The organism is Ruegeria sp. K11, from assembly GCF_056531905.1.
Genome location: NZ_JBQFMP010000008.1, coordinates 1 through 21,744 on the forward strand (window position 1 = coordinate 1; position 21,744 = coordinate 21,744).

Annotated in this window: 22 protein-coding genes; 12 read left to right on the forward strand and 10 right to left on the reverse strand. The window is 60.6% G+C overall.

The genetic code is table 11. The features are described from left to right. The first annotated feature begins 140 nt into the window (after window positions 1-140). Window positions 141-485: a YbaB/EbfC family nucleoid-associated protein gene (locus ACR0K4_RS13550; RefSeq protein WP_480519649.1), complete on the forward strand. Its 345-nt coding sequence runs from the start codon at window positions 141-143 to the stop codon at window positions 483-485. A 61-nt stretch (window positions 486-546) separates the two neighbouring features. Further along, window positions 547-1,140 (forward strand): recombination mediator RecR, encoded by a 594-nt coding sequence (recR, locus tag ACR0K4_RS13555; protein WP_480519647.1) that lies wholly within the window; start codon window positions 547-549, stop codon window positions 1,138-1,140. A gap of 24 nt (window positions 1,141-1,164) precedes the next feature. Here recR and ACR0K4_RS13560 read toward each other — a convergent pair whose 3' ends face one another. After that, entirely contained in the window at window positions 1,165-1,758 is a 594-nt protein-coding gene (locus tag ACR0K4_RS13560; protein ID WP_480519645.1) for a hypothetical protein, read from the reverse strand. A gap of 105 nt (window positions 1,759-1,863) precedes the next feature. On the opposite strand from ACR0K4_RS13560, the gene ACR0K4_RS13565 reads away from it, so the two are divergent. After that, window positions 1,864-2,352 (forward strand): hypothetical protein, encoded by a 489-nt coding sequence (locus tag ACR0K4_RS13565; protein WP_480854396.1) that lies wholly within the window; start codon window positions 1,864-1,866, stop codon window positions 2,350-2,352. On the opposite strand, the gene ACR0K4_RS13570 is transcribed toward ACR0K4_RS13565, so the two are convergent. Next, window positions 2,349-2,978, reverse strand: coding sequence for a ribonuclease T2 family protein (locus tag ACR0K4_RS13570; protein WP_480854397.1), 630 nt, complete (start codon window positions 2,976-2,978; stop codon window positions 2,349-2,351). The genes ACR0K4_RS13565 and ACR0K4_RS13570 overlap by 4 nt on opposite strands. A gap of 131 nt (window positions 2,979-3,109) precedes the next feature. On the opposite strand from ACR0K4_RS13570, the gene ACR0K4_RS13575 reads away from it, so the two are divergent. Then, window positions 3,110-3,871 carry a DUF1013 domain-containing protein gene (locus ACR0K4_RS13575; RefSeq protein ID WP_480519639.1) on the forward strand — a complete coding sequence of 254 codons (762 nt, stop codon included), beginning with the start codon at window positions 3,110-3,112 and terminating at the stop codon, window positions 3,869-3,871. Between the two features lie 54 nt (window positions 3,872-3,925). Next, on the forward strand, window positions 3,926-4,315 hold the full coding sequence (locus ACR0K4_RS13580) for a hypothetical protein (protein WP_480854398.1): 390 nt from the start codon (window positions 3,926-3,928) through the stop codon (window positions 4,313-4,315). Between the two features lie 41 nt (window positions 4,316-4,356). Here ACR0K4_RS13580 and ACR0K4_RS13585 read toward each other — a convergent pair whose 3' ends face one another. Both ACR0K4_RS13585 and ACR0K4_RS13590 read right to left on the reverse strand, forming a co-directional pair. After that, window positions 4,357-5,388 carry a permease gene (locus ACR0K4_RS13585; RefSeq protein WP_480854612.1) on the reverse strand — a complete coding sequence of 344 codons (1,032 nt, stop codon included), beginning with the start codon at window positions 5,386-5,388 and terminating at the stop codon, window positions 4,357-4,359. Continuing rightward, window positions 5,381-5,689, reverse strand: coding sequence for an ArsR/SmtB family transcription factor (locus ACR0K4_RS13590; RefSeq protein ID WP_480519635.1), 309 nt, complete (start codon window positions 5,687-5,689; stop codon window positions 5,381-5,383). The genes ACR0K4_RS13585 and ACR0K4_RS13590 overlap by 8 nt, the downstream gene beginning before the upstream one ends. A 123-nt stretch (window positions 5,690-5,812) precedes the next feature. Here ACR0K4_RS13590 and pdxR point away from each other — a divergent pair, with 123 nt between their 5' ends. From pdxR to ACR0K4_RS13615, 5 genes are all read left to right on the forward strand, one after another. Next, window positions 5,813-7,273 (forward strand): MocR-like pyridoxine biosynthesis transcription factor PdxR, encoded by a 1,461-nt coding sequence (pdxR, locus tag ACR0K4_RS13595; RefSeq protein WP_480854399.1) that lies wholly within the window; start codon window positions 5,813-5,815, stop codon window positions 7,271-7,273. Between the two features lie 124 nt (window positions 7,274-7,397). Next, complete coding sequence (xsc, locus tag ACR0K4_RS13600; RefSeq protein ID WP_480854400.1) at window positions 7,398-9,164, forward strand: sulfoacetaldehyde acetyltransferase; 1,767 nt, start codon at window positions 7,398-7,400, stop codon at window positions 9,162-9,164. Between the two features lie 156 nt (window positions 9,165-9,320). Continuing rightward, window positions 9,321-12,137 (forward strand): molybdopterin oxidoreductase family protein, encoded by a 2,817-nt coding sequence (locus ACR0K4_RS13605; RefSeq protein ID WP_480854402.1) that lies wholly within the window; start codon window positions 9,321-9,323, stop codon window positions 12,135-12,137. Between the two features lie 97 nt (window positions 12,138-12,234). Further along, window positions 12,235-12,984, forward strand: a complete 750-nt coding sequence (locus tag ACR0K4_RS13610; RefSeq protein WP_480854403.1) for a 4Fe-4S dicluster domain-containing protein — start codon at window positions 12,235-12,237, stop codon at window positions 12,982-12,984. Continuing rightward, window positions 12,984-13,871 carry a dimethyl sulfoxide reductase anchor subunit family protein gene (locus ACR0K4_RS13615; protein ID WP_480854404.1) on the forward strand — a complete coding sequence of 296 codons (888 nt, stop codon included), beginning with the start codon at window positions 12,984-12,986 and terminating at the stop codon, window positions 13,869-13,871. The genes ACR0K4_RS13610 and ACR0K4_RS13615 overlap by 1 nt, the downstream gene beginning before the upstream one ends. 96 nt (window positions 13,872-13,967) lie before the next feature. Here the strand turns inward: ACR0K4_RS13615 and dapA are convergent, their stop codons facing one another. Beyond that, window positions 13,968-14,840 (reverse strand): 4-hydroxy-tetrahydrodipicolinate synthase, encoded by an 873-nt coding sequence (dapA, locus tag ACR0K4_RS13620; protein ID WP_480519623.1) that lies wholly within the window; start codon window positions 14,838-14,840, stop codon window positions 13,968-13,970. 133 nt (window positions 14,841-14,973) lie between these two features. Between dapA and ACR0K4_RS13625 the strand changes: the two genes are divergently transcribed. Continuing rightward, window positions 14,974-16,938, forward strand: coding sequence for a lytic transglycosylase domain-containing protein (locus ACR0K4_RS13625; RefSeq protein ID WP_480854405.1), 1,965 nt, complete (start codon window positions 14,974-14,976; stop codon window positions 16,936-16,938). Here the strand turns inward: ACR0K4_RS13625 and ACR0K4_RS13630 are convergent. Beyond that, window positions 16,912-17,781 carry a DMT family transporter gene (locus tag ACR0K4_RS13630; protein WP_480519619.1) on the reverse strand — a complete coding sequence of 290 codons (870 nt, stop codon included), beginning with the start codon at window positions 17,779-17,781 and terminating at the stop codon, window positions 16,912-16,914. The genes ACR0K4_RS13625 and ACR0K4_RS13630 overlap by 27 nt on opposite strands. Continuing rightward, window positions 17,778-18,443: a tRNA (5-methylaminomethyl-2-thiouridine)(34)-methyltransferase MnmC2 gene (gene mnmC2 / locus ACR0K4_RS13635; RefSeq protein WP_480854406.1), complete on the reverse strand. Its 666-nt coding sequence runs from the start codon at window positions 18,441-18,443 to the stop codon at window positions 17,778-17,780. The genes ACR0K4_RS13630 and mnmC2 overlap by 4 nt, the downstream gene beginning before the upstream one ends. Window positions 18,444-18,498: 55 nt before the next feature. Between mnmC2 and ACR0K4_RS13640 the strand changes: the two genes are divergently transcribed. Further along, window positions 18,499-19,533 carry an NAD(P)/FAD-dependent oxidoreductase gene (locus ACR0K4_RS13640; protein WP_480519615.1) on the forward strand — a complete coding sequence of 345 codons (1,035 nt, stop codon included), beginning with the start codon at window positions 18,499-18,501 and terminating at the stop codon, window positions 19,531-19,533. Here ACR0K4_RS13640 and ACR0K4_RS13645 read toward each other — a convergent pair. The 3 genes from ACR0K4_RS13645 to ACR0K4_RS13655 form a co-directional block, all read right to left on the reverse strand. Beyond that, window positions 19,525-20,322, reverse strand: coding sequence for an HTD2 family dehydratase (locus ACR0K4_RS13645; RefSeq protein ID WP_480854407.1), 798 nt, complete (start codon window positions 20,320-20,322; stop codon window positions 19,525-19,527). The genes ACR0K4_RS13640 and ACR0K4_RS13645 overlap by 9 nt on opposite strands. 47 nt (window positions 20,323-20,369) lie before the next feature. Further along, window positions 20,370-20,912: an NADPH-dependent FMN reductase gene (locus ACR0K4_RS13650; RefSeq protein ID WP_480854408.1), complete on the reverse strand. Its 543-nt coding sequence runs from the start codon at window positions 20,910-20,912 to the stop codon at window positions 20,370-20,372. A 110-nt stretch (window positions 20,913-21,022) separates the two neighbouring features. Next, a complete protein-coding gene (locus ACR0K4_RS13655; protein WP_480519609.1) occupies window positions 21,023-21,688 on the reverse strand; it encodes a YiaD family glycine zipper/OmpA-like lipoprotein in 666 nt (221 codons plus the stop codon). Between the last annotated feature and the right edge of the window lie 56 nt (window positions 21,689-21,744).

A 21,744-nucleotide genomic window follows, 5' to 3' on the forward strand; every position in this document is an offset into this window, starting at 1 on the left:
GGCTAAGCCCGCGCTGCCGGGCCCAACCGAAGGAAATGTCTTGCTAAAGACCTTGACGACGGGCGGGAGCCTCCTCGGCCCTTGTGTCGCGGAGATGCCGCCCGTATTTAGGCTTCAAACGGACTTACAGGAGAATTCCGATGCTCAAAGGTTTAGGCGGTCTGGGCGATATGGCCAAGATGATGAAATCCGCACAAGACCTGCAGACCAAGATGACCGAGATGCAGGACGAACTGAACAACCTGATGGTTGTCGGCGAATCCGGTGCGGGCCTTGTCAAAGCCACGGCCACAGCCAAAGGCGAGCTCAAAGGTCTCGATATCGATCCGTCGATCTTCAATGGGGACGACAAGGAAGTGGTCGAGGACCTGATCCTGGCCGCCATCAAGGACGCCCAGACCAAAGCCGCCGAACGCTCACAGGCCGAGATGGCGAAACTGACCGAAAGCATGGGCCTGCCGGCAGATATCAAACTGCCGTTCTGATCTTCATCTTTTCAAAAATACTCCCGCCGGAGGCTCCCTCGGGCACCACGCAGGACAGGCCGTGAGTTCGAACAGCGACATCGACAACCTGATCGACCTGATGGCCAAACTGCCCGGCCTCGGCCCCCGCTCGGCCCGCCGCGCGGTACTGCACCTGATCCGCAAACGCGCCCTGCTGCTGACGCCCCTGTCAGACGCCATGCAGCAGGTCGCCATCACCGCCCGCGAATGCCTGAACTGCGGCAATGTGGGAACCACCGATATCTGTGACATATGCGACGCCGAAGCCCGCGCGACCGGAGAGCTTTGCGTCGTCGAGGACGTCGCCGACCTTTGGGCCATGGAGCGCGCGGGTGTCTTCAAAGGTCGCTATCACGTTCTGGGCGGCACGCTGTCGGCGCTGGATGGCGTCGGACCGGATGAACTCCGCATCCCACGTTTGAAGGATCGAGTGGTGGCCGAAGGCATCACCGAGGTCATCCTCGCCCTGAACGCCACCGTCGACGGTCAGACCACCGCCCATTACATCGCCGATCAGCTAGAAGGTCAGGTGCGTCTGACCTCATTGGCGCAGGGTGTCCCGATTGGCGGAGAGTTGGATTATCTCGATGACGGGACGATTACGGCGGCGTTGAGGGCACGGAAGGAAATATGAGTTCTCAACGAGTTCAATTACTTGCTAGCAACCCTCTTTTGATGTCAAACAATGCAGAACTTCTTCGAATGTTTCCTCATTCACCGGATAAAAATCTTGGCACAGATGCGATGGAATACGTGTAAAACTGTCATGTCTAGCGTCTGGGAGTAGTTTTCCGACTACAGGTGTGTCGAACTCCGGAAGTTGTCCGAGAAATTCTCCTTCGACCGGCACGGAGATAATTGTCTCTGTAGTTTCAAAATGGACCATTTCACCTTCTAATAAGCGCGAACCGCGAAAACCGATTTGTCTGACGTAAGTATATTCGACACTTCCCTGTATCTCTTCAAACAATAGATCTTGTCCAATCCATCTCGCCAGACGATCCTCATGATCCCTGATATGCATGAAAGGTAAGTCTTGAACTTGGTAAAACTCCCCGAATACGACAAATTCGCTTACTTCCGGTGTTAATCGATCAACCAAAGCTCTAAGCCGTATCTGCGCAGCCTCATCGTTGCTTAGGTCAGCCAAAATAGGGGTTTCGGCTGGATGATCGCAACTCAAAGCAGAGGCGTTAGTTACATGCAAAGTGCAAGCTGCCGAAAAACTGATAATCGAGAGGAAGTATTTCATTCGAATTCCAGACCAAAATTTCTTCAACTTTAGCTCGCGTATAATCTAACTTGAAGAAAACTTGCCAACACTCGTCTACAAGAACCCTACAGGTGTAACCCAGACATGACCCGCCTTCTCGCCCTCACCCTCGCCGCCTTCACCGCCACAGCCACCCTCGCCCAGGACCTCATCGACAAGGGCTTTGTCGAAGGCTGGAACATCATGATGGACCCCGCGCTTGGCGACGGGTGCCTGATCCAGACGGTGTATCAGGACCTCTCGGTGGTGCGACTGGGATATGACGCGCTGGACAATCGCGGGTATTTCGCCGTCTACAACAGGGCGTGGGGCGATATCAGACAGGGGGAAAGTTATCCGATCCGGTTTGAGCTGGACGGCAAAAGCTACGATGCCACCGCAATCGGGTTCAATCAGCGCGACGTGCCGGGCGCGACCGTGTTTTTCACTGACCGGGATTTTGTCGCCGCCATAGCCCGCAACAAGACCCTGACTGTTTACAACCCGACAGGCGAGACCGTCATGGCGATTGATCTCAAAGGCACCGCCAAGGCACTGGAATACGCGCGCGAGTGCCAAAGCGGAGAGCTCTAGCGAATCGGATCGAACACCGCGTCTTTAGCCGTACAGTCCCGGATCACGTCGCGGCCACAAGGCACCGGCGCCAGATCGCGCGACAGGCACAGGCGGACCTCTTCAATGTAACCCTGCTTGCAGGTGATCGTGATCATGTCAGGCTCCAACACGGGATTGGCTTTCAGAAACGCCTCTTCCACGACCGATGCGGGCAGCTTGACCGTGGCGTCCAGCTTGCGAAACACCTCGGGGCGGGTGAAGCCTGAATAGGCCTGTCGGGACAGGACAAAGTAATCAGACGCGGACAGACCCGAACAGGTCCCGTGTTTTTTCCACTGATGCCAGGCCAAACCGGGTGAGCCCTGAATATCCTCCATTTCCCGCGTCATGCGCCGGGACGGAGGGGTCTGAGACGTGGGACAATAAGAGGGCCAGCCCTGATGGAATTGCGGCCACAGCCCGTGCAGAATCCAGCCATGATCATGGCGCGCATCGCATTGGTCCGATCCCCGCGCATCACCTTCGCGCGCGCACCAGTTGGGCGACCAGCTAAGTGACAGGACATAGTAATCGAAAACGCCCGCCTTTTCCCCTTCGGCCAGCGCCGCGACGGCGGTGAAAAGCCACAAAACAACCCAGCGCATTCGCCTCTTTCCTTCTTTACATGACGCGACTATATAGGCCCCAAGTTCCCCGACAACGGAAACCTGCCCCAAGACCACGGGGCCGCCGAATTCCGGCGACGGGACAGATGTATTCATAAGGAGGCAGGCTGATGGCAAAACCCCTGATGGCCAAAGCAACCGCCGTATGGCTGGTGGACAACACCACGATCAGCTTCAAGCAGATCGCGGATTTCGTAGGCATGCACGAGTTGGAAGTGCAGGGCATCGCAGACGGCGACGTGGCCGCCGGCGTCAAGGGGTTCGACCCCATCGCCAACAACCAGCTGACTCAGGATGAGATCGACACGGCGCAGAACAACCCGCTGCATAAGCTGAAACTCAAGTTCAACCCGGCGGCAACCGGCGAGGAAAAGCGCCGCGGCCCGCGCTATACGCCGCTGTCCAAACGTCAGGACCGCCCGAACTCGATCCTGTGGCTGGTCAAGTTCCACCCTGAGCTCAGCGATGGCCAGATCGCCAAGCTGGTCGGCACCACCAAACCAACCATCCAGTCGATCCGTGAACGCACGCACTGGAACATCGCCAACATGCAGCCGATTGACCCGGTTGCTCTGGGCCTGTGCAAACAGTCCGAATTGGACGCGATCGTACAGAAAGCCGCGGCCAAGAAGGCAGTCGAAGGCGGCGTGATGAGCGATGACGAGCGGCGCAAACTGGTCTCGACCGAGCAATCGCTGGAAATGGACTCGGCACCGAAGATCCCGACCGCGATTGAGGGGCTTGAGACCTTCTCGCTATCCGACGATCCCGAGGACAAGGAAGACGATGAGCCCATCGTCGATGCCGACAGCTTCTTTAACCTGCCCAAAAGCGGCAGCAGCGAAGATGACGAGGATGATCTGCGCCCCTGATGCGCGGATGGCTCCGACCGGACAGGGTTGGGGCCTTTTTCTTTGGGGAATGAAATGCTGAGCATACTGTCCGCAATCTTCGGACCACACCGCGCCGTTTCAATTTATGCCTTCATCAAAACCAAAGGTCTGCCTATCGCGGGCGGGGTCGGCGTGATCGCGGTTGCTGCTGCTTTGTTACTGCTGAATGACAGCGGCGAGCATGAGCACCATTCTTTCATGACAGTGCCAGTGCTGTCGGCCACGGCGATTAACGGGGACCTCAAGAACGGCGTGATCGCCTCGGTCCGGTTGCCCGATGGCTCTGCCACATCGATCTCCTCGACCGAAGCCCCGATCTCGCAGACCGTTGGGGCCAGCGCCTGCGTCGAAAAACGTGTTTACGTTGACAGCGGCGAGCCGCGATACCGGTTCAAACTGCCTCGTTATTGCGAGGCAAGCTAACACGCAAAACCGCCCGGTGGTCACACCGGGCGGTTTTTCCTTCAGATCATCTGAAACAGAATGCCCGAGACGATGGCTCCGCTGATGCCCAGCCCCAGATAAGTGGCAAAGACGCGTGGCTTAACCAGCGACCAGACCGCCGCCATTGCAGGGATCGAGCTGACTGCCCCGGCCACCATGAAGGCCATCGCGGCGCCTGCGGTCATGCCCTGCTCCATCAATCCGGCCAGAAGGGGCGGCGCCACATAGGAGTTCAGATAGGCGGGCATCCCGACCAGTGCGGCGATGACAATCGGCAGTATACCTTCCCCTCCGACAACGCGGGCGATCAGGTCGGCAGGGACGTAACTGACCAGCAGCGCCTCAAGCACGTAAGCCAGCGCCAGCCATTTGAGCAGAAACAAGCCGTTATGGACGAATTCCGACCGGAAGCGGACCCGGCGTTCGGCCTCCTGCCAGAATTTCCAGACCGGTTTGTCGTCTATTTTCGGGTCGCAGCCGCAGCAGCCAGCGGGTTTGTATTCACGCAAGGGCTGGGCGAACGCGCCGCCGCGCATCAGCGCGCGGACCGCGAAGCCTCCGAACAGGCCCAGCGCTACGGCGGCAACCGCCTTGCCGATGGCAAAGGGCCAGCCAAGCGCGCCTGCGGTGATCAGAAGGGTTGGCGGATCGATCAAAGGCGAGCTCAGCCAGAAGGCCATGACGGCCGACAAGGGTGCGCCCAGCGCCAGAAGCCCGGCGATAAACGGGATCACCTCGCAGGAACAAAACGGTGCCAGCCCACCAAACAGAGCGGCGAGAAAGATCATCCGCGTCTCGCGCCCTTCAAACGCGCGGGCCACCATCACCTCGGCCCCGGTGGCCTTGAGGTAGGACAGCAACAGTACCGCAAACAGGATGTATTGCCCTGTATGCGCCAGTGCCTTGGCGGCAAAACTGACCACCTCGGTCCAGTTGGCCGGGTCCAGCACGGCGACTGCAATCAGGATCGCGACAATCAGTGCCCAAGGGGTCTTAAGCCAGTCAATGACCCCCGCAGCGATCGGGCGCGGGTTTTGCGACAGTTCAGCCATCATTCGCAGCCTTTCCTACTTCGTCCGCGCAACACTCACTCAGGATGAATTGCGCGAGCTTTCTTAACTCATCGAAGCGCGCCCGGTTGATGGTGCTGCGACCGACCTTTTCCTGCTCGACAACACCACCCGCGGCCAGAAACCGCAGGTGGTGGGCCAGCGTTGATGGGGCAATTCCCGTGCGGGTTTGTATCTCGCCCACGGTCAAACCGGTCTGCCCAGCCCGGACCAGCGTTTTCAGGACCTGTAGCCGGGCCTCGGACCCCATGGCCGAGAATCCTGCGGCCGCTGTTTCCCACATTGCTTTACTCCATTAAACTAGATTTCTAGTTATATGGTCTAAAGCCGCGTCATGTCAATCAACATCTTCAATCCGCCTTAAGGCCAGATTGCACCCTCCTTAGGTCCAGCCTATACACAAGGCATGGGAATCGCGGTTGAGACCTTCTTTCTGGAACGCGACGGGCAAGGCACCTTGCAGGCCCGTATCCAGCAAATGATCGCAGAAGGAATTCTGTCCGGTCGGTTCCATGTAGGTGAAAAGCTGCCCTCGTCGCGGAAGCTGGCCGCACATCTGGCAGTCAGCCGGATTACGGTCACGCTGGCCTATACGGAATTGCTGGCGAATGATTATCTGACATCGCGTGGCAGGTCCGGTTATTACGTGTCCGAAAACGCGCCGGTTCCACCAAAATACACGCCAGTGCAGCGCAGTTCCGAGACGGTGGACTGGTCCAGAACGCTGGCCCGTCAGTTTTCCGGCGGTGACATCCTGCCGAAACCGCGCGACTGGCGCGATTATCAGTATCCCTTTATCTACGGGCAGGCGGACAGCAGCTTGTTTGACCACGCCAATTGGCGGCTCTGCGCGGTACGGGCATTGGGACACAAGGACTACGACTCGCTGACAGGCGACTATGTGGATCAGGATGACCCGCTGCTGGTCGAGTTCATCGCCCGCCACACTCTGCCAAGACGCGGTATTGCTGCCCGACCCGAAGAAATCCTGATTACGTTGGGTGCACAGAACGCGCTGTGGTTGGCATCCCGAGTTTTGTTGAACAAGGGTCGGAAAGCAGCCATCGAAGACCCTTGCTATTACGCATTGCGTGACCTGTTGATCCACTCGGAATGCCAGGTGACCCCCTTGCGCGTTGATTCCGACGGGCTGCCGCCGGATGCAATCCCCGATGATACCGATGTGATCTTTACCACGCCCAGCCATCAATGCCCGACAACCGCGACAATGCCGATAGACCGGCGACAGGCCCTGCTGCAGCGCGCGCGCGAGTTGGACGCCATGATTGTCGAGGATGATTACGAGTTTGAGATGTCGTTTCTGGGTGCGCCCTCGCCGGCCCTGCGGTCGCTGGATCGGGATGGGCGGGTGATCTATGTGGGCAGCTTTTCGAAATCCCTCTTTCCCGGTCTGCGTCTGGGCTACATGGTCGGATCCGAGCCTTTTATCCGCGAAGCCCGCGCGCTGAGGTCTTTGGTGTTGCGCCATCCTCCGGGTCACATTCAGCGCACGGCAGCTTATTTCCTGTCGCTGGGCCATTACGATGCGCAAGTTCGACGCATGTCCAAGGCGCTGCAAGAGCGGCGAGAGGCGCTGGATGCCGCCATCGCCGATTGTGGTCTGACGGTCGCGGGCCGTGGCAAACTGGGCGGGTCCTCGATCTGGATGCGTGCACCCCAGCAGGTCGATACGTCCGAACTGGCCCGTTCTCTACAGCAGCAAAGCGTGCATATCGAACCGGGTGAGCCCTTCTTTTCCGGTCCCGTCAAGCCACGACACTATTACCGGCTGGGCTATTCCTCGATCACTTCGGAACGTATCGCGCCGGGACTCCAATTGATCGTCGAGGCTTTGCGCCAGTTCTGACCCACTCTGGACCTATTCCGCCGCAAATTCTGGCCCTAACGTGACCCCGTGCATTGGGCCACAACCATGTTCAAAGGCCTGACACCTCGTCTGGCCCGTTCAATCATGCGCGGGGAGTATGCCGATGAAAATGACCACCGAAGAAGCCTTTGTAAAAACGCTGCAAATGCACGGGATCGAACATGCGTTCGGTATCATCGGGTCGGCCTTCATGCCGATCTCTGACATTTTCCCCAAGGCCGGGATCACCTTCTGGGACTGCGCGCATGAAGGCTCGGGTGGGATGATGGCGGATGGCTATACCCGCGCCACCGGCAAGATGTCGATGATGATCGCGCAGAACGGCCCCGGTATCTCGAACTTTGTGACCGCCGTAAAGACCGCCTATTGGAACCACACGCCGCTGCTGCTGGTGACGCCGCAGGCCGCCAACAAGACCGTGGGTCAGGGCGGGTTCCAGGAAATCGAGCAGATGAACATGTTCGCCGACTGCGTCTGCTATCAGGAAGAGGTCCGCGACCCCTCGCGCATGGCCGAAGTGCTCAGCCGCGTGATCCAGAACGCCAAGCGTTATAGCGCTCCGGCTCAGATCAACGTGCCGCGCGATTATTTCACGCAGGTTGTGGATATCGAAATGCCGCGCATCGTCGATTTCGAACTGCCCTCGGGCGGCGAAGCCGCGCTGGATGACGCTGCCGAATTGCTGTCGAACGCGCGTTTCCCGGTGATCCTGAACGGCGCCGGCGTGGTTCTGTCGGGTGCGATCCCGTCAACGGTTGCGCTGGCCGAGCGTCTGGATGCGCCGGTCTGCTGTGGATATCAGCACAATGACGCGTTCCCCGGCTCGCATCCGCTGCATGCAGGTCCTTTGGGTTATAACGGCTCAAAAGCCGGGATGCAGCTGATCGCGCAGGCGGATGTGGTGCTGGCATTGGGCACCCGGCTGAACCCGTTCTCGACCTTGCCCGGCTATGGCATCGACTATTGGCCCTCCAACGCCAAGATCATTCAGGTTGACGTCAAACCCGAACGGATCGGCCTGACCAAACCCGTCACCGTCGGCATCGTCGGCGACGCGAAGAAAGTCGCTGATACGCTGCTGGAGAAACTCTCGGGCACCGCCGGAGATGAAGGCCGCCAAGCCCGCAAAGATCTGATCGCGACCACCAAATCCGCCTGGGCGCAGGAACTGTCCTCGATGGATCACGAGCAGGACGATCCCGGCACCACTTGGAACGAGCGGGCGCGCGCTGACAAACCGGACTGGATGAGCCCCCGCATGGCGTGGCGCGCGATTCAGTCGGCGCTACCGAAAGAGGCGATCATCTCGTCCGATATCGGCAACAACTGCGCCATCGGCAACGCCTATCCGTCCTTCGATGAAGGCCGCAAGTATCTGGCCCCCGGCTTGTTCGGCCCCTGCGGCTATGGTCTGCCCTCTGTGATCGGTGCCAAGATCGGCTGTCCGGACGTGCCTGTTGTCGGCTTCTCGGGCGATGGTGCCTTTGGCATTGCCGTCACCGAACTGACCGCGATTGGCCGCGAAGAATGGCCTGCGATCACGCAGGTGGTGTTCCGCAACTACCAATGGGGCGCCGAGAAACGGAACTCGACCCTGTGGTACGATGACAACTTTGTCGGTACCGAACTGGACACGCAGGTCTCGTACGCCGGTATCGCAAAGGCCTGCGGCCTGAAAGGCGTGGTCGCGCGCACGATGGACGAACTGACGGCTGCTCTGGCACAGGCGGTTGAGGACCAGAAGAACGGCATCACCACCCTGATCGAAGCCATGATCAACCAGGAACTGGGCGAGCCCTTCCGCCGCGATGCGATGAAAAAGCCGGTCGAAGTGGCAGGCATCGACGCCGCTGACATGCGCGCGCAGTAATGCACGAAAAGGGCTGGGCCTTTGGGGGTCCGGCCTTTTGCGGATTCCGAAAAGCCGCCTGAAAAACAACGAAAAGCTTGAGCCCGGCACCAGAACTCTCAAGAATGGCCAGCACGTTCAGGTACCAAGGCGACCGGCCACAGGGAGAGATATGACGTGACGCAGCAGCCCAGGATCGACCTGTCGCCCAAGGTCTCGGACGAAGTCAGACGCACCACCTGTTACATGTGCGCCTGTCGCTGCGGCATCAATGTTCATATAAAAGACGGCAAGGTCGCCTATATCGAGGGTAACCGCGACCATCCGGTGAACAAGGGCGTTCTCTGCGCCAAGGGCAGTGCGGGGATTATGCAGGTCAACGCCCCCTCCCGCCTGCGCAAGCCGCTGCGCCGGGTTGGGCCGCGCGGATCGGGAGAGTTCCGCGAGATCGAATGGGATGAAGCTATCAGCACCGCCGTCGGCTGGCTTAATGAGCTGCACGAGACCGCTCCGCACAAGCTGGCCTTTTTCACCGGGCGCGACCAGAGCCAGAGCTTCACCTCGTTCTGGGCGCAGAATTTCGGCACCCCGAACTATGCCGCCCATGGCGGGTTCTGCTCGGTCAATATGGCGGCGGGCGGCATCTATACGATGGGTGGTGCGTTCTGGGAGTTCGGTCAGCCCGATTGGGAGCACACCAAGCTGTTCATGCTGTTCGGCGTGGCCGAAGACCACGACAGCAACCCGATCAAGATGGGGATCGGCAAGATCAAGGCGCGCGGCGCGCGGGTGATCGGGGTCAATCCCATCCGCTCGGGCTATAACGCGGTGGCTGATGATTGGGTCGGCATCACGCCGGGCACCGATGGGCTGTTCATCCTGTCGCTGATCCATGTGCTGATGAAAGCGGGCAAGATCGATCTCGACTATCTCAGCCGCTACACCAACGCGCCGGTTCTGGTGAATGCCACTGAAGGTCCCGAGAAAGGCCTGTTCCTGCGCGATGCAGACGGCAAACCGCTGGTGATCGACCGCGTGACCGGTGAACCCACCGCCTTCGACAAACCCGGTGTCCGCCCGGACCTGTCGGCCACCTACAACAAAGGCGGCGTCACCCACCGCCCGGTCTTTCACCTGATGGCCGAAAAATACCTGTCCGAGGACCATGCCCCCGAAACCGTCGCCGACCGCTGCGGCATCCCGGCCCAGAAAATCCGCGCCATCGCCGCCGAAATCGCCCGCGTCGCCTTTGATGAGGCCATCGAGCTGGACCACCAATGGACCGACTTCCGCGGCGAAAAACACAGCAAAATGACAGGCCGCCCGGTCAGCTTCCACGCCATGCGGGGCATCTCGGCCCACGCCAATGGTTTCCAGACCTGCCGCGCCCTGCACGTGCTGCAAATCCTGCTGGGCACGGTCGAGGTTCCCGGCGGCTTCCGCTTCAAACCCCCCTACCCCAAGCCGATCGAGGCCCACCCCACCCCGCACGGCGACCGCCGCCCGGGCCGCCCGTTGGAAGGCCCGCATCTTGGTTTCCCACGCGGCCCCGAGGACCTGCTGCTGAACGAAGACGGCACCGCCCAGCGCATCGACAAGGCGTTCACCTGGGAAAACCCGATGTCGGCCCATGGGCTGATGCATATGGTGATCTCAAACGCCGCCGCCGGTGATCCTTACAAGATCGACACGCTATTCATGTATATGGCGAACATGTCGTGGAACTCATCCATGAACACCAAGGGCGTGATGGAGATGCTGTCGGCCCGCAACGAAGACGGCAAATACGTCATCCCGAGGATCATCTATTCCGACGCCTATTCGTCCGAGATGGTGGCCTATGCCGACCTGATCCTGCCCGACACCACCTATCTGGAACGCCACGACTGCATCTCGCTGCTGGACCGCCCGATCTGCGAGGCGGATGCCGCCGCCGATGCCATCCGCTGGCCCGTGGTCGAACCCGACCGCGACGTGCGCGGTTTTCAGTCGGTTCTGATCCAGCTTGCCAACCGCATGAGCCTGCCCGGCTTCACCAACGAAGACGGCACGCCCAAGTGGAAGGACTATGCCGACTATATCGTCAACCATCAGCGCAAACCGGGCATCGGCCCTCTGGCCGGATTCCGGGGCGAAGATGGCGACAAGGAAGGCCGTGGCGAGGTCAACCCGGACCAACTGAACCGCTATATCGAAAACGGCGGCTTCTACGTTGCTCATATCCCCGAAGGCGCGGATTACTACAAACCGTGGAACGCTGCCTATCAGGATTGGGCCGTTGGCATGGGCCTCTATGACAGCCCTCAACCCTACCTGTTTCAACTCTATTCCGAGCCGATGCGCAAATTCCAGCTGGCCGCCGAAGGACATGGGGACCGCCAGCCCCCCGACCACCTGCGCGGGCGCCTCAAGCAAACGATGGACCCGCTGCCCATCTGGTACGAAACCGACCAGCAAGGCAACGAAGGCTTCACCGTCAATGCCCTGACCCAGCGCCCCATGGCGATGTATCACAGCTGGGGCACACAGAACGCATGGCTGAGGCAACTGCACGGGCGCAACCCGCTCTACGTCCCCACCAAACTGATGCGCGCGCACAACCTGCAAGACGGCGACTGGGCCAAGGTCACTTCCCCACAGGGCGAGATCACCGTCCCGGTCATGGAGATGGCCGCCCTTAACGAAAACACCGTCTGGACCTGGAACGCCATCGGCAAACGCAAAGGCGCGTGGGCCTTGCAGGAAGACGCACCCGAGGCCACCAAAGGCTTCCTGCTGAACCACCTGATCCACGAACTGCTGCCGCCTAAAGGCGACGGTATGCGTTGGGCGAACTCGGACCCGATAACGGGTCAGGCCGCGTGGTTCGACCTGAAGGTCAAAATCGAAAAAACCACCCCCCCGACAGACGCCCAAAGCCAGCCAGAATTCGCCCCGATCGAATCCCCCGTCGGGACCGGCCCGAAAGACCTGGCATGGAAGGTCGGCAAATGAGCCGGATCCACTCTTCATCTGGCCACAAATATCCCGGGGAGCGCGAGGGGCTGGCCCCTCGCTCCTGCCCTATCCAAGCACGCGAAGGCACATTGACATGACCCAGCTCCCCCAAACCACCGAGCGCAAAATGGGTCTGGTCATCGACCTCGACACCTGCGTCGGCTGCCATGCCTGCGTAATCTCGTGCAAAGGCTGGAACACGGAAAACTACGGCGCGCCGCTCTCGGATCAGGACGCGTACGGAGCCGACCCCTCCGGCACCTTCCTGAATCGCGTTCATTCCTATGAGGTACAGCCCACGGAAGGCCCTGCGCAACTCATCCACTTCCCCAAATCCTGCCTGCATTGCGAGGACGCGCCCTGCGTCACCGTCTGCCCCACCGGAGCCAGCTACAAACGGGTTGAAGACGGCATCGTGCTGGTCAACGAAAGCGACTGCATCGGCTGCGGGCTCTGCGCCTGGTCCTGCCCCTATGGTGCGCGTGAGATGGACATGGCCGAAGGGGTGATGAAGAAATGCACGCTTTGCGTCGACCGCATCTACAACGAAAACCTGCCCGAAGTGGACCGGGTCCCCTCCTGCGTCCGCACCTGCCCCGCCGGAGCCCGGCATTTCGGTGATCTGGGCGATCCGGACAGCGATGTCAGCAAACTGGTGGCCGAGCGCGACGGGATGGACCTGATGCCCGAGATGGGCACCAAACCCGTGAACAAATACCTGCCGCCCCGGCCCAAGGATCAGGTTGAAGACCAGATCGACATTCTGGCCCCGCTGCTGGCCCCTGTGACCGAAGACCCGAAGGGCTTTCTCGGCTGGCTCGACAAGGCACTGGAGAAACTCTGATGCATCCAGCCCCTTCCGTCATCATCTTCACCACATTATCCGGTCTGGGCTTCGGCCTGCTGTTCTTCCTGGGTCTCGGCCAACCCGCCGTGACGGGCTTTGTCGCCTTTGTTTTCTACCTGATCGCTTACGCGCTGGCGGTTGGCGGGCTGTTGGCCTCGACCTTCCATCTGGGGCATCCCGAACGCGCGTGGAAGGCCTTCAGCCAATGGAAATCCAGCTGGCTCAGCCGTGAAGGTGTCTGCGCCGTCGCCGCGCTTGTGATCATGGGGCTCTATGCGCTGGGGGCGGTGTTTTTGCACAGTCACTGGGCGCTGTTGGGCTGGATCGGCGGGGGGCTCAGCCTCGCCACCGTCTTCACCACGTCAATGATCTATACCCAGCTCAAGACCATCCCGCGATGGAACATGAACTTGACACCCGCGATGTTCCTGTCTTTCAGCCTCGCGGGCGGTGCGCTTTTGGCCGGGGCCGAGGCGCTGGCCCCTTGGCTGCTGGTCATCGCAGGGGCCGTGCAACTGGCCTATTGGGCCAAAGGAGACGGCGCGTTGGCGCGGTCGGGTACTACGCTGGGTACCGCCACGGGATTAGGTGCACGCGGCACGGTACGCGCGTTTGAGCCGCCTCATACCGGAACAAACTATCTGCTGCGGGAATTCGTCCATGTGGTGGGTCGCAGACACGCACAGAAACTACGGATAATCTCGTTCGGGCTGGCCTTTGTATTGCCGCTGTTGTTGATCCTAATCCCGGTCGGAGGGGTCGTGATCAAACATCTGTTCGCGCTTTTGGCCGTGCTGTCGCATTTGACCGGTGTTGTGATCTCGCGCTGGCTGTTTTTTGCGCAGGCCGAGCATGTCGTCGGGCTGTATTACGGGAAACGGTGAGGGAGGGGGCCAGCCCCCTCCTTGGCCTTGCAGGCCAATTCCTCCCCCGGGATATTTGTAGCCAGATGAAGTTTGGATCCCAGTTTCCAGGGGTCGTCAGATCAGACCAGCATGGGTCATTGCGGCATCGATGGTTGCCTTGGTGCTGCTTTCCAGTTCGGTCAGGGGCGAACGGACTTCGGTGCTGCACAGACCGAGTTTGCTAAGAGCGTACTTGGCACCGACAAGGCCGGGTTCGATGAAGATCGCCTCGTGCAAGGGCATCAGGCGGTCCTGATAGGTCAGCGCTTTGGCGTAATCTCCGGTCAATGTCGCCTGCTGGAATTCAGCGCAAAGTTTCGGGGCCACGTTGGCCGTGACCGAGATGCATCCAACGCCGCCATGGGCGTTGAAGCCCAGCGCGGTGGCGTCCTCGCCCGAGAGCTGGCAGAAGTCAGGTCCACATGTGGCGCGTTGCTGGCTGACGCGGGCCAGATCGCCGGTCGCGTCCTTGACGCCGATGATGCGCGGCAGTTTGGCGAGTTCACCCATGGTTTCGGGCGTCATGTCGATGATCGACCGACCCGGGATATTGTAGATGATGATCGGGATATCGGCGCAGTCATGCAGGGCGCGGAAATGAGCCAGCAAACCCTTTTGCGTCGGCTTGTTGTAATAGGGCGTCACCACCAGCGCCGCATCGGCACCGATATTGGCGGCGAATTGCACGAATCGGATCGCTTCGACCGTGTTGTTCGAACCCGCGCCCGCGATTACCGGAACACGGCCTGATGCGGCCTTGACCACCTCGGCCACAACGGTTTCGTGTTCCTCGTGGCTGAGCGTCGGGCTCTCGCCTGTCGTGCCCACGGGCACCAACCCGGTGGACCCTTCCGAGATTTGCCACTCGACCAGGTGTTTGAGCGTCTTCAGGTCCAACTCGCCGTTATTGAACGGGGTGACGAGGGCTGGCATCGAGCCTTTGAACATGACACGCTCCTTAAGGTGCAGTTAGCAGTTTTTGCGTCACGGGATATCACAATCATGGCGATCCGTGTTGATCCCGACGGCGCAAGGTTTATCCTGAATGGCTCTATCCTTGGTTGGTTGGGAAATGCAAGGCATGACACGCGTTCTGGCGCTTTTGGTGACTGTGATTCTGGGCTTGGCCGGACAGGGGCAAGCTGACGAGGTGGGCGATTTGCGCGCAGGGCTGCATGAGATGCGCAAAGGCGACTGGAACGCCGCACTGCGCATATCGGGCGCGCGGGGATCCGTTTCGCGCGACATCATCGTCTGGCATTGGTTACGGGAAGGATTCGGAAGCTCGGGCGACGTTTTGGTGTTTCTGGACCGCCGTCCAGACTGGCCCGGGCTGGCCTGGTTGCGGCGTCGGAGCGAGCCTGCCTTTTCAGGTGCAGACCTGGACCGGGTGATCAGGTTTTATGCCGACACCCCGCCGCAAACCGCCGAAGGGGCGCTGAATTACGCTGTGGCACTGATGGCCAAGGGGCGGCACGGAGAGGCCGAGGCCGATCTGGTGGCTGCCTGGCGCACGATGCCGATGGGGTCGGGGTTGCAAAAGACCTATCTTGAGAATTTCAGCACCCTGCTGAAACCGCATCACACGGCCCGGCTGGACCGGATGTTGTGGGACGGACATCTGGTCAGTGCCGGTCAGACGCTGCCATTGGTCAGCACCGATCAACGCAAACTGGCCGAGGCACGTATTGCGCTGCAAAAGAGACAACCCGGTGTGGACGGCAAGGTGGCGGCGGTTCCGGCCACACTGGCGGACGCACCCGGACTGGCGTTTGACCGGTTTGTCTGGCGGGATCGCAAAGAGCTGGACGACAGCGCGATTGACCTGATGCTGGCGCGCTCGACTGGACCGGACGCATTGGGCGAACCTGACAAATGGGCGGAAGGGCGCCGCAGGCTGGCAAGGCTTGAGATGCGCAATGGCAGCGCGACGCGGGCTTACGCGATTGCCGCAAACCATCACATGACCCCTGAGATGGGGTATGGCTATGCCGATCTTGAGTGGCTGGCCGGGTTTCTGGCGTTGCGCAAGCTGAACGACCCGGCCACGGCTGTGCGGCATTTCCAGAACTTCTCGGACGCGGTGCAATCGCCGATTTCCAAAGGGCGCGGCGGGTATTGGCTGGGCCGGGCCTATGCGGCGCAAGGCAATTCTGACAAGGCATATGAAGCCTATGCGATGGGTGCAGATTATCAGACCTCGTTCTATGGCCTTCTGGCTGCCGAACAGATCGGACGGCCCTTTGACAACGAACTGGCCAATCCGCGCCGGGCACCGCATTGGAAACAGGCCGGGTTTGCCGATTCCAGCGTGCTTGAGGCAGGGCTGCTGTTGTTGCGTGCGGGCGAGGACAACTTGTCCGAACGCTTTTTGACACATCTGGTCGAAGGTCTGGACACGACCGAGGCCAACCAGCTGGGCGATCTGGTGATCGAGCTGAAGGAGCCGCATCTGGCCGTGATGATTGCCAAGCGCGCTGCAAGAACCGGGGTTGTGTTGCCGACCGCCTATTATCCGGTGCATCCGGTGGCTGATCTGGGCCTGCCCATGGCCAAGGAAATGACCCTGGCCATCGCCCGGCGCGAAAGCGAGTTCGATCCGGTTGTGATCAGCGGCGCGGGCGCGCGCGGGCTGATGCAGGTGATGCCCGCCACCGCGCAGCTGGTTGCCAAGAACATGGGCATTCTCAGCGGCCACAATACCGGCAAGCTGACCTCGGACTGGCAATACAACGCGAGGCTGGGCGCGAATTACCTGTCCAGCCTGGCCGAAGATTTCAACGGCAATGTGGTCATGATGGCGGCCGGGTATAATGCGGGGCCGCGCAGGCCGATCTCGTGGATGGACCGCTATGGCGACCCTCGGGCGGGTGCGATCGATATTGTCGATTGGATCGAGATGATCCCCTTCAGCGAAACTCGAAACTATGTGATGCGTGTGGCGGAAAGCCTGCCGGTTTACCGCGCGCGTTTGGGGCAACCCGCATTGCCGGTTCCGTTCTCGCAGGAGCTGACAGGCTCAACCCTTGCGGCGTTCGCGCCATAGGGTGAATAGTCCGGCTGCGATGACCAGACCTGCACCCAGCACTACAGCGGGGCGCAGGGATTCGCCAAAGATCGAAATTCCAAGGATGGCGCTCCACATCAAGTGGAAATAGGCGAAGGGCTGCACGGCGCTGGCCTCGGCCATTTCATAGCACTTAATCAACAGCCAGTGCCCCAGAACGCCACTGAGGCACAACAGGCCCATCCATAGCCAGTCACCACCGGCCATCGGTTCCCAGAACCACAGACCGACACCGGTCGTGGCCACGGCCCCGGCGATTCCGGTCCAGAAAAAGCTGGTCGCCGTGCTGTCGCTGCGGGCGGCATAGCGGGTCAACAGGCCATAGATGGCAAACATCAGGGCCGAGATCAGCGGAATGACGGCCCATGGATTGAACACTCCCATACCCGGCTGCAGAATGACCAGAACTCCGATACATCCCACGCCAATGGCAGCCCAGCGCCGCCAGCCAACCTGTTCGCCCAAAACTGGGCCACTCAGCGCGGCGATCAACAAAGGGTAACAGATGAAGATTGCCTGACTTTCGATCAGGCCAAGGATGGTAAAGGCGTAAACGGCCACGCACACCTCGCCGGCCAGCAGCACACCGCGCAGGATCTGAAGCCCGAGTTGCCTGGTGCGCGCCGTGCCCGGGATGCCACCTGGTGCGCGCAGGGCAAGGACGATCACAAAGGCCGCAAAGAACCAATAGCGGATCATCACCACCATGTAGGTGTTGTACGTACCTGCCAGATGGCGCGAAATACCGTCCTGCAGCGCAAAGACGACGGTCGCCGCAATCATCAGCGCGATCCCGGCGCGGATGTTATTTTGCTGTGTCATGTCCTCAGCGCCCGGGTCATGTGGCGCTTGTGACCGTAACCCGGCGCACGGGTGACCGTAAAACCCGCCGCCTCAAGCCCACGTCGGACAAACCCGGCGGCAGTGTAGGTCGCAGCCGTGCCCCCGGACACCGTGTGCGCGCCCACATGCTGCATCAGGTCCGCCCCCCATAGCTCGGGGTTCTTGGCCGGAGAAAACCCGTCGAGAAACCATGCATCCGCGATGCCGGACCACATGGGCAGGGTATCGCGCGCATCTCCTTCGATCACCTCCAGCCGCAGCGTGCCCAGATCGCAAGACCCGCCATGCCATCGCGACAGAAAGCGGTCGACCCAGGGCTTCAGGTCGGGAAATGCCGCCAATGCGCGTGCCATGTCAGGACGCGCCATCGGAAACGCCTCGAAGCTGGTAAAGGTCAAAGGAGTCGTTTGCCCGGATCTTTCCCACTCGGACCAGACGGTCAGCATGTTCAGACCCGTGCCGAAGCCCAGCTCGGCAATGTGGAACCCGGGCGTGAATCGCGCGGGCAGATCGTTGCCTGCCAGAAACACGTGCCGAGTCTCCTCCAACCCGTTCTGGAGCGAGAAATAAGGGTCGTCAAACCGGTCTGAGACGGGAATCTGGCCCTCTCTCCATGTCAGCGTGGCATGCTGGTCTGCCATCGGGAAATCCTGTAGCTAAGCGGCGCGACACTGAACAAGGAAAAGGGGATTGGCAATGGTCGATGTGACAGTGCGCGGCGCGGGCATCTTTGGCCTGTCCATCGCCTGGACCTGTGCACGACGCGGCGCGAAAGTGCAGGTGGTCGATCCGTACGGTCCCGGCGCAGGGTCCAGCGGCGGGCTGGTTGGCGCACTTGCGCCGCATGTGCCCGAGAATTGGAACGCCAAGAAGGCGTTTCAATTCGACAGCCTGATCATGGCCAAGCCGTTCTGGCAGCAGGTCGAGGTCACTGGTGGCGTGTCGCCCGGCTATGCGCGTCTGGGTCGCCTGCAGCCGATCGCGGATACGCGCACGCTCGAACTGGCCCATGCAAGGGCCGAGACGGCGGCGACTCTCTGGCAGGGACAGGCAGATTGGCGCGTGGTCGATGCCGCGGATATCGGGACATGGTGCCCGCACAGCCCGACCGGATTTGTAATTCACGATACGCTGAGCGCCCGGATGCATCCACGCCGTGCCTGCGCCGCACTTGTCGCGGCCTTGGCGGTGATGGGTGTCAATGTTGTGGCGGACGCAGCAGACAAAGGGGAAGTCATCCACGCCACCGGGTTGGCAGGATTGCAGGAGCTGAGCGATGCCTTCGGCAAAACGGTTGGCAATGGCGTCAAAGGTCAGGCCGCGCTGTTGCGGTTTGACGCCGGAGAAGCGCCGCAGCTGTTTGCAGATGCGATCCATTTCGTACCTCACGCCGACGGGACACTGGCCATCGGGTCGACCTCGGAGCGGGATTACGATGACCCGAGCCGCACGGACGCCGCTTTGGACGACGTTTTGGACCGGGCCATGCGGGCTGTACCGTTATTGCATGGGGCCGAGGTGATCGAACGTTGGGCTGGGGTGCGTCCGCGCAGCAAAAGCCGTGCTCCGATGCTGGGCGCCCATCCTTTGTACAAAGGCCAGTTCATCGCCAATGGCGGGTTCAAGATCGGCTTTGGCATGGCCCCGAAAGTGGCCAAGGTCATGGTCGATCTGGTGCTGGAAGCGCAGGACTCAATCCCCGCAGATTTCCGACCCGAAGCCTCACTCTGACCGGGATTTGGCCTCGGCGGACATACACTGCCGCCCGTCCGGACCCCGCACCCAGAGCACGGTATCGTTGCGGCACAGTTCGGCGGTTTCAAAGCGCATCAACGGGGATGACGCCCGAAACGAAAATTGCGCCAGTGGCCCCACCAGCCGCTCGGCAAACAGCATCAAAAGCTGCGCCAGCAGCGGGCCATGCACGACCAGCCCGGCATAGCCTTCGACGTCACGGGCATAGTCCAAATCGTAGTGAATGCGATGACCGTTGAACGTCAGTGCCGAATAGCGAAACAACAAGGTGGAATCGAACGAGACCGCCTGCAAGTCGGTCTCATCCACCCGGGCCAACGGAGGGTCTGGCCTGACTTCTGTTGCCGACGGGTCCTCGCGATAGACCAGGTCCTGCCATTCGGTCAGACATAACGCCCCGTCCTGCCTGACCTCGTGACGCAAAGTGACAAACCCCAACGGTCCGCTGCGCCCGGATTTCGACTCAGACCTTTCGCAGATCGAACGGCGTTCGGCCGGGGCGCCCGCGATCAGCGGTGCATGAAACGACAGACGTCCGCCCGCCCACATTCGGCGCGGCAAACCCATGTGGGGGATCAGTCCGCCCAGTTTCGGATGCCCATCCCGGCCCAACCCTTCCGGCGGATGAGGTGACCAGAAATACAGCTGGTGAAAGAACGGTGGCAGCGGCGACCCGGACTTGACTGAAACCTCCAGCCCCAGTGCTGTTTGAAGGGCACAGGCTCGCGCCGGGTCGATCACATCGGTCTGTCTGTCCTCGGTCATTGGGGCACCCTAGTCAGCCCGCATGGTTCGGACAAGCCAGCGAAACCTCAGAACCCGGCCTCGGTCCGTAGTCTTTGCATCAGGGTGCTCAGGGCAGTTTCATAGCGTTCGCTCAGCAACCTGCCTTGTTCGTCAAATTCATTCGAGCTGTTGGCCAGATGTATTTCAGGCCCCTGAAGGATGCGGGGTTGAAACGGCACCATATAGCTGCGCAGCACCATTTGCGCGCGCTCTCCACCTGCACGACCGGCGGCGGCGGACATCACGGCAACGGGTTTGTCCGCCCAGGGTTTGGTCTTTGTCCGGCTGACCCAATCCAGCGCGTTTTTCAGCACGCCGGATGGCCCCTTGTTGTATTCTGGCGTCGAGATGATGACAGCATGGGCCTGCGCAATCTGTTCAGACAGGGTTTGCACGGTTTCCGGAATACCCTCGCCCTGTTCCAGATCGCCGTCGTACAGGGGCAGATTCAGGTCCGCTTCGATATAGGTACCGGGATCGAATAACCGCGCCGCTTCGCGCAGCAATCTTCGGTTGGTCGCACTTTCGCGCAATGAACCCGAAAGGCTCAGAAGAATTGGATCGGACATGGACACACTCCGTTTGTGGCGTTGTCCATTAAGTAGCCCGAGAATTCTGCGCGCCAAAGCCCGGTTGACGCGCAGTCAATGTGCAAAACGGTATGCCGAGCGGGTCCGCGTTAACCGCTCGGCACAATCACAATCTCAACCCGACGGTTCTGGGCCTTGCCCGCTGGGGTCAGATTGGACGCGATTGGCCGGTTCTCGCCCAGACCAATCGTTGTGATCCGAGATCCGTTCACGCCGTTGGCCTGCAGGATATCCGCGACCGAGCGTGCCCGCCGTTCGGACAGGCCCTGATTATAGGATGCCTCACCATCGCTGTCGGTGTGGCCGATGATCTGCACGTTTGAATTGGGGTATCTCGTCAGGTTCTGCCCCACTTTCACCAGATCGGACCGCAGCGCCGGGTTTACCGTCGCGCTGTCGGTGGCGAATGTGATGTCGTTGGGCACCGTGACGATCAGACGATCACCGGCGTTGACGATGGTAATCCCGTCATTGGCCAGTTGCTGACGCAGCTCGGCGGCCTGTTTGTCCAGCTGGTTGCCGATGATACCGCCACCCGCTGCGCCGATTGCGCCGCCCGCCAACGCACCCAGCAACGGATCGGAATCGTTGGCAATCGCACCAACACCGGCCCCGATCAAACCGCCCAGAATCGCACCTTGTTTGGCGTTCTGGTTGGGATCGGCCGGCAGGTTCAGTGTGCCCGGGTCAGTACATGCGCCCAGAACCAAAACCGAGCTTAACCCGGCGGCGGCGACAAACTTGGAAATCGTCATGAATTCAACCTTCTGCTCTGACACCAGTTTACCGATGCCACATTCGTTACCCTATT

Coding starts and splice junctions, on each gene's coding strand:
- ACR0K4_RS13550 (WP_480519649.1), top strand. CDS start 141: ATGCTCAAAGGTTTAGGCGGTCTGGGCGATATGGCCAAGATGATGAAA.
- ACR0K4_RS13560 (WP_480519645.1), bottom strand. CDS start 1,758: ATGAAATACTTCCTCTCGATTATCAGTTTTTCGGCAGCTTGCACTTTG.
- ACR0K4_RS13565 (WP_480854396.1), top strand. CDS start 1,864: ATGACCCGCCTTCTCGCCCTCACCCTCGCCGCCTTCACCGCCACAGCC.
- ACR0K4_RS13570 (WP_480854397.1), bottom strand. CDS start 2,978: ATGCGCTGGGTTGTTTTGTGGCTTTTCACCGCCGTCGCGGCGCTGGCC.
- ACR0K4_RS13575 (WP_480519639.1), top strand. CDS start 3,110: ATGGCAAAACCCCTGATGGCCAAAGCAACCGCCGTATGGCTGGTGGAC.
- ACR0K4_RS13580 (WP_480854398.1), top strand. CDS start 3,926: ATGCTGAGCATACTGTCCGCAATCTTCGGACCACACCGCGCCGTTTCA.
- ACR0K4_RS13585 (WP_480854612.1), bottom strand. CDS start 5,388: ATGGCTGAACTGTCGCAAAACCCGCGCCCGATCGCTGCGGGGGTCATT.
- ACR0K4_RS13590 (WP_480519635.1), bottom strand. CDS start 5,689: ATGTGGGAAACAGCGGCCGCAGGATTCTCGGCCATGGGGTCCGAGGCC.
- pdxR (WP_480854399.1), top strand. CDS start 5,813: ATGGGAATCGCGGTTGAGACCTTCTTTCTGGAACGCGACGGGCAAGGC.
- xsc (WP_480854400.1), top strand. CDS start 7,398: ATGAAAATGACCACCGAAGAAGCCTTTGTAAAAACGCTGCAAATGCAC.
- ACR0K4_RS13610 (WP_480854403.1), top strand. CDS start 12,235: ATGACCCAGCTCCCCCAAACCACCGAGCGCAAAATGGGTCTGGTCATC.
- ACR0K4_RS13615 (WP_480854404.1), top strand. CDS start 12,984: ATGCATCCAGCCCCTTCCGTCATCATCTTCACCACATTATCCGGTCTG.
- dapA (WP_480519623.1), bottom strand. CDS start 14,840: ATGTTCAAAGGCTCGATGCCAGCCCTCGTCACCCCGTTCAATAACGGC.
- ACR0K4_RS13625 (WP_480854405.1), top strand. CDS start 14,974: ATGACACGCGTTCTGGCGCTTTTGGTGACTGTGATTCTGGGCTTGGCC.
- ACR0K4_RS13630 (WP_480519619.1), bottom strand. CDS start 17,781: ATGACACAGCAAAATAACATCCGCGCCGGGATCGCGCTGATGATTGCG.
- mnmC2 (WP_480854406.1), bottom strand. CDS start 18,443: ATGGCAGACCAGCATGCCACGCTGACATGGAGAGAGGGCCAGATTCCC.
- ACR0K4_RS13640 (WP_480519615.1), top strand. CDS start 18,499: ATGGTCGATGTGACAGTGCGCGGCGCGGGCATCTTTGGCCTGTCCATC.
- ACR0K4_RS13645 (WP_480854407.1), bottom strand. CDS start 20,322: ATGACCGAGGACAGACAGACCGATGTGATCGACCCGGCGCGAGCCTGT.
- ACR0K4_RS13650 (WP_480854408.1), bottom strand. CDS start 20,912: ATGTCCGATCCAATTCTTCTGAGCCTTTCGGGTTCATTGCGCGAAAGT.
- ACR0K4_RS13655 (WP_480519609.1), bottom strand. CDS start 21,688: ATGACGATTTCCAAGTTTGTCGCCGCCGCCGGGTTAAGCTCGGTTTTG.